This is a genomic window from Luteibacter sp. SVR4-7G (assembly GCF_056755555.1).
Genome location: NZ_JBPGXO010000004.1, coordinates 62,831 through 81,187, shown reverse-complemented (window position 1 = coordinate 81,187; position 18,357 = coordinate 62,831). Strand labels below are relative to the sequence as shown.

8 protein-coding genes are annotated in these 18,357 nt (G+C 67.8%); 7 read left to right on the top strand and 1 reads right to left on the bottom strand.

The window, feature by feature from the left end; genetic code table 11:
* Positions 1-552 precede the first annotated feature (552 nt).
* Genes ACR9ZH_RS02715 through treY form a run of 7 tightly spaced genes read left to right on the top strand, consistent with a single transcriptional unit; the run spans position 553 to position 17,883 of the window.
* Entirely contained in the window at positions 553-3,822 is a 3,270-nt protein-coding gene (locus ACR9ZH_RS02715; protein ID WP_481289226.1) for a maltotransferase domain-containing protein, read from the top strand.
* Positions 3,823-3,825: 3 nt separating this feature from the next.
* Positions 3,826-7,137, top strand: coding sequence for a maltose alpha-D-glucosyltransferase (gene treS, locus ACR9ZH_RS02710; protein WP_481289225.1), 3,312 nt, complete (start codon positions 3,826-3,828; stop codon positions 7,135-7,137).
* On the top strand, positions 7,134-9,320 hold the full coding sequence (gene glgB, locus ACR9ZH_RS02705; RefSeq protein ID WP_481289224.1) for a 1,4-alpha-glucan branching protein GlgB: 2,187 nt from the start codon (positions 7,134-7,136) through the stop codon (positions 9,318-9,320). The genes treS and glgB overlap by 4 nt, the downstream gene beginning before the upstream one ends.
* A 12-nt stretch (positions 9,321-9,332) precedes the next feature.
* Positions 9,333-11,441: a glycogen debranching protein GlgX gene (gene glgX / locus ACR9ZH_RS02700; RefSeq protein ID WP_481289223.1), complete on the top strand. Its 2,109-nt coding sequence runs from the start codon at positions 9,333-9,335 to the stop codon at positions 11,439-11,441.
* Positions 11,438-13,189: a malto-oligosyltrehalose trehalohydrolase gene (treZ, locus tag ACR9ZH_RS02695; RefSeq protein WP_481289222.1), complete on the top strand. Its 1,752-nt coding sequence runs from the start codon at positions 11,438-11,440 to the stop codon at positions 13,187-13,189. Before glgX ends, treZ begins: the two co-directional genes overlap by 4 nt.
* 3 nt (positions 13,190-13,192) lie before the next feature.
* Positions 13,193-15,274 (top strand): 4-alpha-glucanotransferase, encoded by a 2,082-nt coding sequence (malQ, locus tag ACR9ZH_RS02690; protein ID WP_481289221.1) that lies wholly within the window; start codon positions 13,193-13,195, stop codon positions 15,272-15,274.
* The gene (treY, locus tag ACR9ZH_RS02685) at positions 15,271-17,883 is read left to right on the top strand and encodes a malto-oligosyltrehalose synthase (RefSeq protein WP_481289220.1); all 2,613 of its coding nucleotides are present in this window, start codon (positions 15,271-15,273) and stop codon (positions 17,881-17,883) included. The genes malQ and treY overlap by 4 nt, the downstream gene beginning before the upstream one ends.
* Before the next feature lie 154 nt (positions 17,884-18,037).
* Here the strand turns inward: treY and ACR9ZH_RS02680 are convergent, their stop codons facing one another.
* Entirely contained in the window at positions 18,038-18,298 is a 261-nt protein-coding gene (locus ACR9ZH_RS02680) for an acyl-CoA-binding protein (RefSeq protein ID WP_481289219.1), read from the bottom strand.
* Positions 18,299-18,357: the final 59 nt, after the last annotated feature.

Sequence of the window (18,357 nt, the reverse complement as noted above, 5' to 3'; positions counted from 1 at the left end):
GCAGGGTTGCGAAAAACGCTCAGTGGGTGGAGGTGGTCGCGAAAAGATGTCGCGCGCGAGGCGCGCTCCTACAGGGCTGCGTTCTATCCGCACGGTGCGGTGAGCGTGCAGCCCCCAACGCACGAGCCGTTGCTTTGGCTTTTGCGCGTGCGACCGCGGTGTTGGGAGGAGCCGGTGGCTGCCGTTTTTGGAGCGATTCCGCAGGGAGGCGTAGGCCGGACGAGGACTTAGCGACAAAAATGGCGGGCGCCGGCGACCCGCCGCCACGCCGAAGCAAAACGCGATGGCGATAGCCGAGCCGGGGCAACGCTCCATGCGGCGAAGGACATGGGCCGCGCAAGCGGTTCAACCGATTAAGACGCTTGGCTCTGCCTGCGCAGCGGCGATGGTAGAGGGAGCTCATACAAGAATGGCGCGCCGTGCCATGCCACATTCACACTCCCGCAACGCCCCGATGCGTCACTGTCGCAGCCTTCGCGTGCCCGGGTCATTGGCACGATGCACACATACGGCCCGGCATGCTTGTGTCCATTCCCCAGGAACGCGAGTCACATGCAGGCCAGCCAGAGTGCGCCCTTCCGTGTCTATTACCTGCACCCCCTGCTTGCGGGGCCGCTGACCGCCTGGAATGCGTGGATCGAACATGCGGCGGAACTGGGTTTCCGCCAACTGCTCATCGCGCCTCCGTTCGAAACCTCACCGTGCAGCGACGTTTTCGTCACGCGGGATTTCGATCGCGTGAATCCCGTGCTGGGGGACGGCGACGCGACGACGCGGCTGGCGCAGATCGCAAAGGCCTGCCGGGCGCACGATCTCGAACTGTGGCTCGACCTCCCGCTGGACGAGCTGTCCTCGGATGCGCCGGTGCGCCAGGAGCATCCGCAGTGGTTCCGCGCGGTAGCCGCGCAGCACGGCACGCCGGATCCTCGCTGGACGCCCAGCGAAAGCGATAGCGTGCGCTGGCGCCTGAACGACCCGGACGTGGTCGAAGAGGCCGTGGCGTGGTGGGCCGGGCGCCTCCGCCAGTGGATTGCAGCCGGCGTCTCCGGATTCCGCCTCGTGCATCCTCAGCGCCTGCGCGCCGACGTCTGGAAATCGCTCATGGATGCCGTGCGCGCCGATGCCCCGCGCGTTGCCTTCCTCGCCTGGACCCCTGGGCTTACTCCGGACGAGCTCCGCGGCTTGAGCGGCGCCGGCTTCGACGCGGTGGTCTCGTCGGCGAACTGGTGGGATTTCCGCGCGCCGTGGTTCGCACAGGAAGCGGAACGCCTTTCCGCGGTGGCGCCGGCGCTGGCCTGCACCGAAGAACCTTTCGCCACGCGACTGGGCGATGAACTGGGCGAGGAAAACCAGCTCGACCATGCGTACCGCCGTGCCATCGCGTTCTGCGCGACCTCGCCGGCCGGCTGGATGATGCCGATGGGCTTCGAGTATGCCGTGCACGACGCGCTCGATCCGAGGCGCGGCAGCGCCCTCACGCCCGCCGCCCTCGCAGAGGGCGGTGTGCTGGATTTTTGCGCGGCAGTGAAGGCAGCCAATGCCAACGTGGGCGGTCGCGTTGCCGCGCGGCCGCTGATCGCGGTCCGCCGTGGCGTGGCCTCGTTCCTCACGGTCGACGGCGCGGATCCACGGACGGCGGAAGGCGCAACGCTCACCCTGGTCAACGCATCGCTGGACCGCGACGTGGCCGTGCCGGCCGCCGATGCGCTGATGGGTGCGGCCGCGCGGTTCTCGCCATGGACCACGCCAGACGGGCGCAAGGTGTTCGATCAGGGCGAGGGCATCAGGCTCGCGCCCGGCGAGGTGCTGACCCTGCACGGCACGCCGTCCGTGCCGGTCAAGCGCAAGCTGGGGGCGAGCGCGCAGAAGGAATTCCTTCAGGCCGCGACGCGCGGCCCCCGGGTGACGATCGAGGCGGTGCAGCCGACGGTGGACGGCGGGCGCTTCCCCGCAAAGCGGACCGTGGGCCAGGCGATCACGGTGACGGCCGACATCTTCATGGACGGCCATGACGTGCTGGCTGCGCGGCTGCGTTACCGTGCGCTCGACGAAAAGGCCTGGCGCGAAACGCCGATGCTGTTGGTGAACAACGACATCCACACGGCGAGTTTCACCCCGACGCGCATCGGCCGCCACGAGTTCCAGATCGAAGCCTGGCGCGATCCTTTCGCCACCTACCGGCACGAGCTCGAACTGAAGCATGCCGCAAAGGTGCCGATCGCTCTCGAACTGGAGGAGGGTAGGCTGCTTGTCGAGAAACGCGCCGCCGCGGCTTCCGGGCCGAAGGCCAGGGCGCTGCGCAACCTGTCCTCGGCCGTGACGAAGAGCGAAGGCGAGGAGCGGCTGGAACTGTTGCTCGCCGACAGCACCCTCGAGCTGATGACGGCGACCGATCCGCGCGAACAGTCGAGCACCAGCGACGCCTACCTCGTCGAGGTGGACCGCCGCGAGGCCATGTTCGCTAGCTGGTACGAACTGTTCCCGCGGTCGATGACCGACGCGAAGGAAAGGCACGGCACCTTCCGCAGCACCATCGCGCGCCTGCCGGCGATCCGCGACATGGGCTTCGACGTGCTGTACTTCCCGCCGATCCATCCGATCGGCAAGGCTTTCCGCAAGGGGCCGAACAACACGCTTACCCCGGGACCGGACGATCCCGGCAGTCCTTATGCCATCGGTTCCCCGGAAGGCGGGCATACCGCGATCCATCCCCAGTTGGGCACGCTGGAGGACTTCCGCGCACTGCGCGACGCCGCCCATGCGCACGGCCTGGAGTTGGCCCTGGACTTCGCCATCCAATGCTCCCCGGACCACCCGTGGCTGAAGGAGCATCCGGAGTGGTTCGACTGGCGGCCTGACGGCAGCATCCGATACGCCGAAAATCCCCCCAAGAAATACCAGGACATCGTCAACGTCGACTTCTACGCCGATGGCGCGGTGCCGTCGCTCTGGCAGGCGCTGTGCGACGTGGTGCTGTACTGGGCGGCCGAGGGCGTGCGCACGTTCCGCGTCGACAACCCGCATACCAAGCCGTTCCCGTTCTGGGAGTGGATGATCGCGCGGGTGCGCGCCAGGTATCCGGACGCGCTGTTCCTGTCCGAGGCATTCACCCGGCCGAAGCCGATGTACCGCCTGGCGAAGGTCGGCTTCAGCCAGTCGTACACCTATTTCACCTGGCGCAATTCGAAGCAGGAGTTCATCGACTACCTCACCGAACTGACCACGACGCCTCCGAAGGACTTCTTCCGCCCGAACTTCTTCGTCAATACACCGGATATCAATCCTTACTTCCTGCAGACCTCGGGCCGGCCCGGCTTCCTCATCCGCGCCGCGCTGGCCACGACGCTTTCCGGCCTGTGGGGGATGTATTCGGGCTTCGAGATCTGCGAGTCCGCACCGGTGCCTGGGAAGGAGGAATACCTCGACTCGGAGAAGTACGAGATCCGCGTCCGCGACTTCGACGCGCCCGGCAACATCGTCGCCGAGATCACCCAGCTGAACCATATCCGCCGCGCCCACCCGGCCCTGCAGACACACCTCGGACTGCATTTCCTTCCAGCGAACAACGACCAGGTGCTGTTCTTCGAAAAGCGCGCAGGCGACGACCTCGTACTGGTCGCGATCAGCATGGACCCGCATAACGCGCAGGCAGCCGACCTCGTCCTGCCGCTCGGCGACTGGGGGCTTCCCGCCGACGCGGTGCTCGATGTCCAGGACCTCCTCCACGACCGAACCCTCAACTGGCGCGGCACGACGCAGCACGTATGGCTGGGCCTCGGCCAGCCGTATGCGGTGTGGCAAGTGCGGCTTCCCGGAGTCTGATTCATGGCAACCCGCAGTAAAGGAAAAAAGAAGACGGCTGCTCCGGATTTCTCGAGCGACCCGCTCTGGTACAAGGACGCGATCATCTATCAGGTGCACCTGAAGTCGTACTTCGACTCCAACGACGACGGCGTCGGCGATTTCCAGGGGCTCATCGACAAGCTCGACTACATCGCCGAGCTGGGCGTGAACACGCTCTGGCTGCTGCCGTTCTATCCCAGCCCGCGCCGCGACGACGGTTACGACATCGCCGAATACAAGGCCGTGCATCCGGATTACGGCAAGCTGAGCGATGCCAGGCGCTTCATCGCCGAAGCACATGCGCGCGGCCTGCGCGTCATCACCGAGCTGGTCATCAACCATACCTCGGACCAGCATCCCTGGTTCCAGCGCGCGCGCCATGCGAAGAAGGGCTCGGCGGCGCGCAACTTCTACGTCTGGTCGGATACCGACCAGGCTTACGACGGCACGCGCATCATCTTCCTGGATACCGAGAAGTCGAACTGGACCTGGGACCCGGTGGCGGGCCAGTACTTCTGGCATCGCTTCTTCTCGCACCAGCCGGACCTCAATTTCGATAATCCCGCGGTGCTGAAGGCCGTGCTCGACGTCATGCGCTTCTGGCTCGACATGGGGGTCGATGGCCTGCGCCTGGACGCCGTGCCGTACCTGATCGAGCGCGAGGGCACCAACAACGAGAACCTGCCCGAGACGCACGCCATCCTGAAGCTGATGCGCGCGGAGATCGACCAGCACTATCCCGATCGCATGCTCCTGGCCGAAGCCAACCAGTGGCCGGAGGACACCCAGGATTATTTCGGCAACGGCGACGAATGCCACATGGCTTTCCACTTCCCGCTGATGCCGCGCATGTACATGGCGATCGCACGCGAGGACCGTTTCCCGATCACCGACATCATGCGGCAGACGCCGGCGATTCCGGAAAACTGCCAGTGGGCGATCTTCCTGCGCAACCACGACGAGCTGACTCTCGAGATGGTGACCGACAGCGAGCGCGATTACCTGTGGCAGACCTACGCCGCGGATCGCCGCGCGCGCATCAACCTGGGCATCCGCCGCCGCCTTGCCCCTTTGCTCGAGCGCGACCGTCGCCGCATCGAACTGATGAACGCGCTGTTGCTCTCGATGCCCGGCACGCCCGTGCTTTATTACGGCGACGAGATCGGCATGGGCGACAACATTCACCTCGGCGATCGCGACGGCGTGCGCACGCCGATGCAATGGTCGGTGGACCGCAACGGTGGTTTCTCCCGCGCCGATCCGGCCAGCCTGGTGCTGCCGCCGATCATGGATCCGCTGTACGGCTACCAGGCGATCAACGTGGAAGCGCAGTCGCGCGATCCGCATTCGCTGCTCAACTGGACCCGGCGCATGCTCGCCGTGCGCAAGCGCTACAAGGCCTTCGGCCGCGGCACGCTGAAATTCCTTTATCCGGGCAACCGCAAGGTCCTGGCCTACCTGCGCGAATACGAGGGCGAGCGCGTGCTCTGCGTGGCGAACATGTCGCGCGCCTTGCAGGCCGTGGAGCTCGACCTGGGCGCCTTCGACGGTCAGGTGCCGATCGAGATCATGGGCGGCTCCTCGTTCCCGCCGATCGGCCAGCTGCCGTACCTGCTCACCGTGCCGCCTTACGGCTTCTACGCCTTCCAGATCTGCCCGAACGCACAGATGCCTGCGTGGCACGAGGTGCCGGCCGAGCCGATGCCCGACTATGAAACCCTGGTGCTGCGTGGCGCGCTGGTCGAAGGGCCGGTGATGGCGCACCACCGCGGCGTGATCGAAAAGCAGGTGCTGCCGGGTTACCTGGCGGTGCGCCGCTGGTTCGCGGCGAAGGACCGCGGCATCGAGTCGGTGAGGATCCTCTACGCGGTCCCCTGGCCGGACCGCGGCGACGACCTGATCCTCACCGAGGTGGAGGCGACCTTGTCCGACGGCGGGAAGGAGCGCTACACCCTTCCGGCGGGCATCGTCTGGGAAGACGAGAGTCCCACGGCGAGGGCGCAGCAGCTGGCCCTCGCCCGCGTCCGCCGCGGCCGCCGCATCGGCTTGCTCACGGATGGCTTCGCGCTCGAAGCCTTCGCCAGCGGGTTGCTCATCGGCTTGCGCCAGAACGCCGAGCTGCCGATGAACGGCGGTACCGTGTGTTTCGAAACCACCGCCGCGTTCGCCGGGGTCGAGTTCAACCACGACATCGAGAACCGCTGGCTCACTGCCGAGCAGTCGAACAGCTCGATGATCCTGCACGATGCCGGCGTGGTGAAGCTGTTCCGGCGCATCTCGGCCGGCGTGAATCCCGAAGTGGAGATGGGCCGGTTCCTCACCGAGAACGGCTACGCGAACACCGCGCCGCTGCTCGGCGAGGTCGTACGCGTGGGCGAGCACGGCGAGCGGACGACCCTGGCCGTGCTCCAGGGGTTCCTGCGCAACCAGGGCGATGCCTGGGCCTGGACCCTGGACTTCCTGCGCCGCAGCTACGACGAGTTCAGTCACTCGGACGACGAGCGGAAGGCTGAACTGGAAGGCGGCTACGACGCGTTCGCCGCCGCCGTCGGTACCCGCCTCGGCGAACTGCACGCGTTGCTGGCCCGCCCGACCGAGTTGCCGGCGTTCTCGCCGGAGCCGGCCGATGCGGCCACGGTGGAGCGCTGGCGTGAAAGCATCCGGGCACAGCTGGGCCGGGCGCTGGCATCGGTGGACTCCACGGCGGACATGTCCGAGTCGCTGGCGACCGACGTGAAAGCCCTCCGCGGGCTCGCCGGGGTCCTGGAGGATCGCATCGGCAAACTTGCCGGAGCGGGGCTGGCCGCGCTGACCACGCGCACGCACGGCGATTTCCACCTCGGCCAGGTGCTCGTGGTGCAGGACGACGCGTACATCATCGACTTCGAAGGCGAGCCTGCGCGGCCGCTCGAGGAGCGCCGTGGCAAGACCTCGCCGCTGCGCGACGTCGCGGGCTTCCTGCGCTCTCTCGACTATGCGGCAGCCATGGCCCGGCGTGGCGAGGATGGCCTGGCGCCGGTGGAGGACGAAGGCTTCGGTGCTTACCTCGCCCGTTTCCGCGCGCGTTCGTCGCGGGTCTTCCTTGCGGCGTACCGCGCGGTGCTCGAGCGGGCGCCCGTCCGCTGGATCGAAGCCGACGCCCTCGCGCCCTTGCTGGAACTTTTCGTCATCGAGAAAGCCGCCTACGAAATCGTCTACGAAGCCGCCAACCGCCCGGGCTGGCTCGACGTGCCACTACGCGGGCTGTTGCATGTCGCGCGTGGCGATAAGGAAGAACGGGAGGAGGACTCGTGACCGATCCACGCATTTACGGGCTCACCGACCCCGCAGCCGTCGAGGCGCTGGTCGACGGCCGGCATGGCGATCCGTTCGCATGGCTGGGGCCGCATCGTGTCGACGGCCGCCGCGTCGTGCGGACCTTGCAACCCGGCGCGCGCGGCGTGGAACTGATCGACGCACAGGGCCGGCCGCTCGCCGAGCTGCAGCGCGTGCATGCCGGTGGTCTCTTCGCAGGTTTCCTCGACACCGAGGGCGGTTATCGCCTGCGCGTGCATTGGCCCGCCGCGGACCAGGATGTCCACGATGCCTATGCCTTCGGCACGCTGCTCGGCGACGAAGACCTGCGCCTGCTCTCCGAGGGCACGCACATCGAGTTGTTCCGCTGCCTTGGCGCTCACCCGGTGGTGGTGGACGGTGTCCACGGCGTGCGCTTCGCGGTATGGGCACCCAACGCGAAGCGGGTGAGCGTCGTCGGCGACTTCGACAGCTGGGACGGGCGCCGTCACCCCATGCGCAAGCGCGTGCCTGCCGGCGTATGGGAGCTGTTCGTGCCCGGCCTGCTGCCGGGCGCCCGCTACAAGTACGAAATCTGGGGCGCCGACGGTTCGCTCACGCAGCGTGCGGATCCGGTCGCGCTCGCCTCCGAACTCCCGCCGGCGACGGCATCGATCGTCGCGGACCCCGCGGCTTTCCACTGGACCGACGACGACTGGCTGCGCCGCCGCGGCGCACTGCACCACGCGGGCGCACCGCTGTCGATCTACGAACTCCACGCCGGCTCCTGGCTGCGCGGCAAGGACGGCCGCGACCTGCACTGGGACGAACTCGGCGAGCGCCTGATTCCCTACGTCGCCGGCATGGGCTTCACCCACATCGAACTCCTGCCGATCTCGGAACATCCCTTCGGCGGGTCCTGGGGCTACCAGCCACTGGGCCAGTTCGCGCCGACGTCGCGCTTCGGCACGCCGGATGCCTTCGCCCGCTTCGTCGACCGCTGCCACGAAGCAGGCATTGGCGTGATCGTGGACTGGGTGCCGGCCCACTTCCCGACCGACCTGCACGGACTGGCGCACTTCGACGGCACGCCGCTCTACGAGCACGCGGACCCGCGCGAGGGCTTCCACCAGGACTGGAACACGCTGATCTACAACCTCGGGCGGAACGAGGTGTCGGCCTTCCTGATCGCCAGCGCGCTCGCCTGGCTCGAGCGCTTCCACGTCGACGGCCTGCGCGTGGATGCCGTGGCCTCCATGCTTTACCGCGACTATTCGCGCAAGCAGGGCGAGTGGGTGCCCAACATCTACGGTGGCCGGGAGAACCTCGAATCCATCGCCTTCCTGCGCCGCGTGAACCAGCTCGTTGCCCAGCGCCATCCGGACTGCATGACCATCGCCGAGGAATCCACGGCATGGCCTGGCGTGACCCAGCCGGTGGAGCAGGGCGGTCTGGGCTTCACCTTCAAGTGGAACATGGGCTGGATGCACGACTCGCTGGAGTACATGTCGCGCGATCCCATCCACCGCCGCTGGCACCACGGCGAGATGACCTTCAGCATGGTCTATGCCTATTCGGAGAAGTTCGTGCTGCCGCTGTCCCACGACGAGGTGGTGCATGGCAAGCGCTCGCTGCTCTGCCGCATGCCCGGCGACGAGTGGCAGCGTTTCGCCAACCTGCGCGCCTACTACGGTTTCATGTGGGGCCATCCCGGCAAGAAGCTGCTGTTCACCGGCGGCGAGATCGCCCAGCCGCACGAATGGAACCACGATGCGCAGATCGCATGGGACCTGCTCGATCATCCCCTGCACCTGGGCGTGCAGAAGCTGGTCCGCGACCTCAACCGCATCTACTCCGCCACCCCGGCGCTGCATGCGTGGGACGCCGATCCCCGCGGTTTCCGCTGGGTCATCGGCGACGATGCCGGGCACAGCGTGTTCGCCTGGCTGCGCTTCGCCGAGGGCGCGCGGCCGGCGCTGGTCGTGAGCAACATGACCCCGGCGGTGCACCACGGTTTCCGGATCGGCGTACCCGAGGGAGGCCGCTGGCGCGAGGCCATCAATTCGGACGCGTCCGAATATGGCGGCTCCGGTGTCGGCAACGAGGGCGAACGGCATGCGCAGGACGTTCCCGCGCATGGCTTCGACCGTTCGCTGGTGCTCAGCCTGCCGCCGCTCTCCACCGTCATATTCGTCGCAGACTGACGAGGAACTCGAATGCCCGCATTACCCGAACGCATGCAACCCGGCTCGCCCTATCCCCTGGGCGCCACCTGCGACGGCATGGGCACGAATTTCGCCGTGTTCTCCGCCCATGCGCAGCGCATGGAGCTGTGTCTTTTCGATCCCTCCGGCAAGCGTGAGATCGCGCGTTACGACCTGCCTGAATGCACCGACGAAGTCTGGCACGGCTATCTGCCGCGAGTTCGTGGCGGCACCTTGTACGGATTCCGCGCGTACGGCCCGTACGTGCCGGAAGAGGGGCATCGCTTCAACCCCAACAAGCTGCTGCTCGACCCCTACGCACGCCTGCTCCATGGGCAGGTGCGCTGGTCCGATGTCCTGCATGGATACCGCGTCGCTTCCCCGCGGGCGGACCTCTCGTTCGATCGCCGCGACAGTGCCGCGGCCATGCCGAAGGCCGTGGTCGTCGACGAGCCCATGCACTGGACCCACGGCAACCGGCCGCACACGCCGTGGAGCGAGACGGTGATCTACGAAACGCACGTGAGGGGCTTCACGCGCATGCTGAAGAGGATCCGCCAGCACGAGCGCGGCACCTTCATCGCGCTGGCCGATCCCTACGTCATCGACCACCTGGTGAAACTCGGCGTGACCGCGGTGGAACTGCTTCCGGTGCACGCCTTCGTGCAGGACCGCCGGCTTACGGAGATGAAGCTGCGCAACTACTGGGGTTACAACACCCTGGCGTTCTTCGCGCCAGAACCGGCGTACCTCGCCGAGGGCGCGCTCAACGAGATCCGCGCCGCCGTGCAGGCGCTGCACGCGGCGGGCATCGAGGTCATCCTGGACGTGGTGTACAACCATACCTGCGAGGGAAGCGAACTCGGCACCACCATGTCTTTCCGCGGACTCGACAACAAGAGCTATTACCGGCTGATGCCGGACAATCCGCGCTATTGCATCAACGACACGGGCACCGGCAACACGGTCAACACCTCGCATCCGCGCGTGCTGCAGCTCGTGATGGATTCGCTGCGCTACTGGGTGCAGACCTTCCACGTGGACGGGTTCCGCTTCGACCTCGGGGTGAGCCTGGGGCGTGAAGACAGTGGGTTCGATCCCAACTGCGGCCTGTTCGACGCCATGCGGCAGGACCCCGTGCTCGCCAACGTGAAGCTCATTTCCGAACCATGGGACATCGGTCCCGGGGGCTACCAGCTGGGTAACCATCCCCCGGGGTTCGGCGAGTGGAACGGCAAGTTCCGCGACGACGTGCGCAAGTTCTGGAAGGGCGAGGCGGGAATGCGCGGCGCGCTCGCGGGCCGCCTCCAGGCCTCCGGCGACCTGTTCGACCGCCATCGCCGCCGGCCATGGGCTTCGGTGAACTTCATCACCGCGCACGACGGCTTCACCCTGGAAGACCTTGTCAGCTACAACGACAAGCACAACGAGGCGAACGGCGAAGAGAACCGCGACGGCGGCAACGACAACGAAAGCTATAACTACGGCGTCGAGGGTCCGACCGAGGACGAAGGCATTCGTACGACGCGCGACCGCGTGAAGCGCGCCATGCTCGCCACGCTGTTTTTCTCCCATGGCACGCCGATGCTGCTCGGCGGGGACGAGTTCGGCCGCACCCAGCAGGGCAACAACAACGCCTATTGCCAGGACAACGAGATTTCCTGGTATGACTGGAAGCTGGCCACGTCCGATCGCGGCAAGGAGCTCACCGACTTCGTCGCCCGCCTGGCCCGCCTGCGCGAACAGCATCCCACGCTGCGCGCCGCGCATTTCCTTCGCGGCGATACCGAGGTGGCGCCGGGCGTGCGCGAGGTGGCCTGGTTCGACGAGAGCGGCACCGAAATGACCCAGGAGACCTGGGCTTACACGGAAGGCCGCCTCTTGTCCCTTCGCCGTGCCGAGGTCCAGGGCGAGAAGCGCGCGGACGTGACCCTGGTGATGATCAACGCGACTCCCGAGACGCACGTGTTCCACCTTCCGCAACCGGCGGCCAACTGGCGCCTGCGCTGCAATACCGCGGCGCCGACGGCACCCGAGGTCGCCTGGAGCGAGCCGACGATCGAAGTGGAAGGGCGCAGCGTGGTGCTGCTTGCCGCGACGATGCGGACGGAGCCGGCATGAGCCAGGGTCATGTCCATGCGATGCCCTACGGATTCAAACCGCTGGGCGACGGCCGCACGCGCTTCAGGCTCTGGGCTCCCGACCGCGAGGCGGTGTCGATCGAATGCGACGACGGTCACGTGGCCCCGATGCGCGCGCTGGACGACGGCTGGTTCGAATGCGTGTGTCCCGTCGACGTCGGCACGGGCTACCGCTTCCGCCTGGACGACCACCTGGTGGTACCCGACCCGGCGTCGCGCCGGCAGATCGGCGGCGACGTGCACGGTTACAGCATGGTCACCGATCCCTTCGCGTATCGCTGGCGGCACGACGACTGGAAGGGACGTCCCTGGCACGAGGCCGTGATCTACGAACTCCACGCGGGTGTGCTCGGCGGCTTCCACGGCGTCGAGATGGTCCTTCCGCACCTCGCCTCGCTCGGCATCACCGCGGTGGAACTCATGCCGATCGCGGAGTTCCCGGGCGAGCGGAACTGGGGATACGACGGTGTCCTGCCCTTCGCGCCGGCAGCGGCGTACGGCTCGCCGGACGACCTGAAGTCGCTCGTGGATACGGCGCACGGCCTGGGCATGATGATTTTCCTCGACGTGGTCTACAACCATTTCGGTCCGGATGGAAATTACCTCGGCGCGTACGCCTCGCCATTCTTCGACGAGTCCGCGCATACGCCGTGGGGCGCGGCGATCGGCGTGGCGACGCCGCAGGTGGGCGATTACTTCGTGCACAACGCGCTCTACTGGCTCGAGGAATTCCGCTTCGACGGGCTGCGCTTCGACGCCGTCCACGCCATCGGCAACCCGGGCTGGCTGGCTTCCCTCGCCAGCCGCGTCCGGGCCTCCACCGGTGCCGGCCGTCACGTGCACCTCATCCTCGAGAACGAAGCCAACCAGGCGCACCTCCTTGGGCGCGAGCGCTTCGACGCGCAATGGAACGACGATTTCCACAACGCCTTGCACGTGCTGCTCACCGCCGAGCACGAAGGGTATTACGCGCACTATCGCCCGCCGATGGAGAAACTCCTGCGCAGCCTGCGCGAAGGCTTCGCTTTCCAGGGCGAGATGATGGGCGATCGCCGCCGCGGCGAGCCGAGCGGCAGCCTGCCGCCGGCGCGGTTCGTCAACTTCCTGCAGAACCACGACCAGGTCGGCAATCGCGCGTTCGGCGACCGCCTGAGCAGCCTGGTCGATGCGGAGACGATGGAGGCGGCGCTGGCGCTGCTCTTGCTGGCTCCGTTCGTCCCGATGCTGTTCATGGGAGAGGAATGGGCCAGCCGCACGCCTTTCCTGTTCTTCACCGATTTCCCCGACGAGGAACTTCGCGCCGCCGTGCGCGATGGCCGGCGCAAGGAGTTCGAGGCTTTCGCCGGGTTCGGCGGCGAGGAAATACCGGACCCCAATGAATACGACACCTTCACGGCCTCGATTCCCGAGCGCGACGAAGCGGCCGGCGAAAGGCGCCGCGACCTCGTGCGCGAACTCATCGCGCTGCGCCGCAAGCACGTGGCCCCGCATATCGAGGAAGCGCGAAGCCTCGGTGCCGAAGCGCTGGGCGCGCGCGCCTTCTACGCTTCCTGGTCGCTCGGCGGCGCGACGCTCACCCTGTTCGTGAACCTCGGCACGGTGGACGTTGCCGTGGACCGTCCCCCGTCTCCTTCCGCGGCATGGCTTCATGGCCATGCCGCCGACATCGCTTCCGTTTCACGCGGACTGCTTCCGGCAGGCCGTACCCTTGCCTGCCTGGAGTCCTGATCCGTGAACGCACCCCTCGAAGATCGCCTCGCACTGCTGGCCGAACGCGCCGGCGTCGACGTGCACTGGCGTGACGCGCTCGACCGCCCGCAGACGACGCCTGCGGACACCTTGCGTGCGGTGCTCCGGGCGCTGGGTCTGCCGGCGGACCACGCGGACGAGATCGAGGACAGCCTGCGCCGGGTCGGCGAGGAAGAAAGCGGCGTACGGCTGCCGCGGATGATCACCGCGGATGCGGGTACGCAGATCGAGGTTCCTCTCTGGCCGCAAGCGCGAGCGTGGAAGATCGAAGCGGGCGACGGTGCGCGGGTGAGCGAAGGCAACCTGCCATCGGGCGATGCCGTGATCCACGTTCCGGCGCTCCCCGGGTATTACACGCTGTCGCTGGGCGACGAGCAGACGACCCTGGCGGTCGCGCCGGCACGCTCGTTCGGCATTCGCGACGTCAGCACGGCGTGCCGCCGTCCCTGGGGCATGGCCGTCCAGATAGCGGGTCTGCGCCGGCCGGGCGACGGCGGCATCGGCGATTTCACCGCGCTCGAGATCTGCGCGAAGGCCGCGGCGGAGAAGGGCGCCGACGCGCTCGCCATCAGCCCGCTCCACGCGCTGTTCGCGGCGGCCCCCGAACGCTACAGTCCGTATGCGCCGTCGAGCCGGCTGTTCCTCAACGGTCTTTACATCGATCCGGCCCGCAGCAGTGGCGAACAGACCGTGCGCGCCGTGATCGATTCGCACAACCTGCGCCAGGAACTCGCCGAACTGGAATGGATGGACCTGATCGACTGGCCGCGTGCCGCGCGGGCGCGCATGACGATCCTGCGCTCCATCTTCGAAGGTGCTTCGGCCGACCTGGCGCATTCGGAACGCTTCATGGCCTTCCGCAAGGAGCAGGGCGAACCGCTCGAACGCCACGCGCGCTTCGAGGCGCTGCATGCGGACTTCACTGCCCACGGCCGGGCGGGCGGTTGGCAGGGCTGGCCATCCGAGTTCCACGATCCGGCCGGGGCCGCGGTGGCGGCCTTTGCGCGTGAGCATTCGCGCGAGGTGGCCTTCCACGCATGGTTGCAATGGCTCGCCAAACAGGGACTCGAGGGTGCGCAGAAAGCCGCGCGCGATGCCGGGATGGCGATCGGCCTGATCGCGGACCTCGCGGTCGGGGCGGACTCGGGCGGCAGCCATGCGTGGGCGCACCAGGCCGAAATGCTGACCGGCTTGTCCGTGGGCGCGCCGCCCGACGCGCTGAACCGCCTCGGCCAGGACTGGGGGTTGACCACGTTCTCGCCGCGCGGCCTGCGCGAAGCGGGCTTCCGCGGTTTCATCGGCATGCTGCGCGCCGCGCTCGCCCACGCGGGCGGCGTGCGCATCGACCACGTGCTCGGCCTGAAGCGGTTGTGGATGGTGCCGCACGGGGCGGGTGCGACCGAAGGCGCATACGTGCGCTATCCGCTGACCGACATGCTGAGGCTGATCGCACTGGAGTCGCACCTCCACCGTGCCATCGTCATCGGGGAAGACCTGGGAACGGTGCCTTCCGATTTCCGCGACACCATCGCGGAAAGGGGGGTGCTCGGCATCCGCGTGCTCTGGTTCGAGCGCGCCGCCGACGGCGGCTTCATCGCGCCGGCCGAATGGTCGGACAAGGCCATGGCGACGACGAGCACGCATGATGTCCCGACCGTCGCCGGCTGGTGGAGCGGGCGCGATGTCGAATGGCGCAAGCGCACGGGCCTTGACGATCCCGCGGTGGACGAGGTGGCGCAGCGCGCGCAGGAGCGCGTACAGCTGTGGCGCGCTCTGTTCGCGTCCGGTTCGGCCTGGAACGAGGATTCGCCGCCGGCACCCGACGACATCTCGCCGGTCGTGTGGGCGGCGGCGCACCACGTCTCCCTGGCACCGGCGCCGCTGGCGATCTTCCCGGTCGAGGACATCCTCGGCCTGCACGAGCAACCGAACCTTCCGGGCCCCACCGACGCGGAGCACCCCAACTGGCGCCGGCGCATGCCGGATACGTCGTCGCGCCTGTTCGACGGACCTATCGCCCACGCCGTGTGCGCCACGATCGACCAGACACGGAACCGCGGATGAGTCCGCCACGTGCCCTCGCACGCCTGCAGTTCCATGCCGGCTTCACGCTCGACGACGCCGTGGATGTGGTCGGCTACTACGCACACCTGGGCGTCAGCCACCTGTATGCCTCGCCGATCCTGCGCGCCCGCGCCGGATCGACGCACGGCTACGACGTGGTCGACTGCCACCAGGTGAATCCGGAAATCGGCGGCGAAGATGCGTTGCGCCGTCTGGTCGCGGCATTGCGCTCGCGCGGCATGGGCCTCGTGCTCGACATCGTGCCTAACCACATGGGCGTGGGTGTGGAGAACGCGTGGTGGATGGACGTGCTTCGTCACGGCCGCGAGAGCCGCTACGCGGGCTATTTCGACATCGACTGGCAGGCGCCCGACCCGCTGCTGCGCAACCGCTTGCTGCTGCCGATCCTCGGCGCCGGTTACGACGCGACGCTGCGCGAGGGTCACCTGCGCTTGTCGCGCCGGCGCGGCGAGTGGATGCTGCGGGTCTACGACGATCACCTGCCCCTGTCGCCGGCATCGGAGGCAGGACTCGGCGACGATGCCGCGACCACCCACGATCCGTCGACCGACGAGGGCAGGGCGGCGCTGCATGCACTCATCGAGCGGCAGCACTACCGCCTGGCCTTCTGGAAGCTGGCCAGCGACATGGTCAACTACCGGCGCTTCTTCGATATCAACGAGCTCGCGGGGCTGCGCATCGAACGCACGGCGGTGTTCGAGGACACGCACAAGACGATCTTCCGGCTCTACGCCGAAGGGTTGATCGACGGCGTGCGCTGCGACCACGTCGATGGCCTGGCCGACCCGCGCCGGTACTGCCGCCAGCTGCGCCACCGCCTGGAGCGACTGCGTTCGCAGCGTCCGCCGGACGCGCCCCGCGATGCGGCCTACCTCGTCGTGGAGAAGATCCTCGCGAGCGACGAGTCGCTGCGGCTCGACTGGCGTACCGACGGCACGACCGGCTACGAGTTCATGGACCAGGTCTCCGCGGTGCTTCACGACGAGAACGGCGAAGGCCCGTTGACCGAGTTGTGGCGGAAGCTCACCGGCGAGAGCGCGGACTTCGCGACGCAGGCCGTTCGCGCCCGCCGGCAGATCCTCGTGGACAGTTTCGAATCGGAACTGGACCGCACCGCGCGCGCCTTGTTCGCCGCGGCGCGCGCCGACGTCGCTACGCGCGACGTCTCCCTCGCCGCGATCCGCCGCGTGCTCGTGGAACTGCTGGTGCACTTCCCCGTCTATCGGACTTACGCGGGCGGGGCGGGACGCGACGCTTACGACGAGGCTGTATTCGCCCGTGCCGTGGAGGGCGCGCTGCGCACGATCCGCCTGGAAGACGTGGAGTTGCTGCACCTCGTCGCCAAATGGCTCGGCGAGGCACCGCGCTCGCTTCCGCCTGGCGCCGTACGGCGTGCCCGCGAGCGCGCGCTGGCCGTGTTCCAGCAGGCCACCTCGCCCGTGGCGGCGAAGGCGGTGGAAGACACCGCCGGATATCGCTACGGGCGGCTCCTCTCGCGCAATGAAGTCGGCGTGGACGCGGCGTCGCTTGCCATTCCTCCGGACGAATTCCACCGGCGCTGCGCCGAGCGCGCGGCGAGCCTGCCGTACAACCTGCTGGCCACGGCCACGCACGACCACAAGCGCGGCGAAGACCTGCGGGCCCGCCTTGCCGTCCTTTCCGAAGTGGCCGGTCGCTGGGTCGTGACCGTCGAGCGCTGGCGGATGCGTCACGCGGAATTCCGGCGCCGCACCGAGGACGGCCGGATGGCTCCGTCCGCAGCGGACGAACTGATGCTTTACCAGATGCTGGTAGGCGCATGGCCGCTGGGCCTGGCTCCCGGCGACGAAGAAGGCGTCGAGCGATTCGTCACGCGAATCGCCGCCTGGCAGCGCAAGGCGCTGCGCGAGGCGAAGCGGTGGACGCGCTGGACCTCCCCGAACGAGCCTTATGAAGACGGCTGCGAGGACTTCCTGCGCAGCCTGATGTCCAGCGACTGCGGTGCGGAGCTTGCCGCCTTCGCGGCCTACATAGCGGCACCCGGGGCGGCGAACGGGCTCGCGCAGACGGTACTGAGGCTGACGACGCCGGGCGTCCCCGATCTGTATCAGGGGACCGACTACTGGGACTTCAGCCTCGTCGATCCGGACAATCGCCGGCCCGTCGACTTCCTCGCGCGGGCCGCATCGCTGGAAGAGGATGCGCTGCCCGCGGATGGGCTGGCGACCTGGCGCGACGGGACGATCAAGCAGGCGGTCATCGCCCGGCTGTTGCGTCTGCGCCGGGAGCATCCGGACCTGTTCGCCCGCGGCACCTACACGCCGCTGGCTGCGACGGGTCCAGCCGCAGGGCATGTGCTGGCGTTCATCCGTGAACATCGCGGACAGAAACTGGTGGTCGCCGTGGCGCGGCACACGGCGGAGTGGCTGGCCGGAGCGGAGACTCCTGCGATACCGGCCGCGCGCTGGGCAGGCACGTCGCTGTCGCTCCCCGGAGGGCACTGGCAGGACGTGCTCGGCACCGGCCGCTCGCGAGGCGGCGATGTCGCAGCGGCCGACATCCTGGGCGAACTCCCCGTGGCCGCTTGGTTCGCCGCAAGGCCGTCGTAGAGCGCCTCGCGAACTCTGCACATGTAGGAGCGCGCCTCGCGCGCGACAGCTTTTGAGGCCGTGAGCACCAGGCCCCGTTGCTCCTCGCGAAAAGATGTCGCGCGCGCGGCGCGCTCCTACAGAACCGGCCGGTCAGTCGGCAGAACCGGCGGGCTCAGCCTCCGAGCGACCTGACCAGCGCGATGTAATCGCGCATCGCCACCTCGGGCGGGGTGCCCTTGAGCGTGGCCCATGCCTCGTATTTCGCCGTGCCCACGAAATCGAAGAAGTTCGGCTTCTCCCCATGGACGTCTCCCTCCGAGCCCTGCTTGTAGAGCGCGTAGATGCGCAGGAGGGTGTCGTTATCAGGTCGGTGCCCGAGGCGGCCCAGGTCCAGGTAAGCCTGCTCGAACTGGCTCCGGAGGTCGTCGGACATGGATCGTCTCAACCGTGGCGCGTGGAAGTTGGGGGCTTGTAGCATGGCGCCTGGGGGCT

Excerpts from the sequence above, each read along its gene's own strand:
- treS (WP_481289225.1), top strand. The coding sequence starts at position 3,826 with ATGGCAACCCGCAGTAAAGGAAAAAAGAAGACGGCTGCTCCGGATTTC.
- glgX (WP_481289223.1), top strand. The coding sequence starts at position 9,333 with ATGCCCGCATTACCCGAACGCATGCAACCCGGCTCGCCCTATCCCCTG.
- treY (WP_481289220.1), top strand. The coding sequence starts at position 15,271 with ATGAGTCCGCCACGTGCCCTCGCACGCCTGCAGTTCCATGCCGGCTTC.
- ACR9ZH_RS02715 (WP_481289226.1), top strand. The coding sequence starts at position 553 with ATGCAGGCCAGCCAGAGTGCGCCCTTCCGTGTCTATTACCTGCACCCC.
- ACR9ZH_RS02680 (WP_481289219.1), bottom strand. The coding sequence starts at position 18,298 with ATGTCCGACGACCTCCGGAGCCAGTTCGAGCAGGCTTACCTGGACCTG.
- treZ (WP_481289222.1), top strand. The coding sequence starts at position 11,438 with ATGAGCCAGGGTCATGTCCATGCGATGCCCTACGGATTCAAACCGCTG.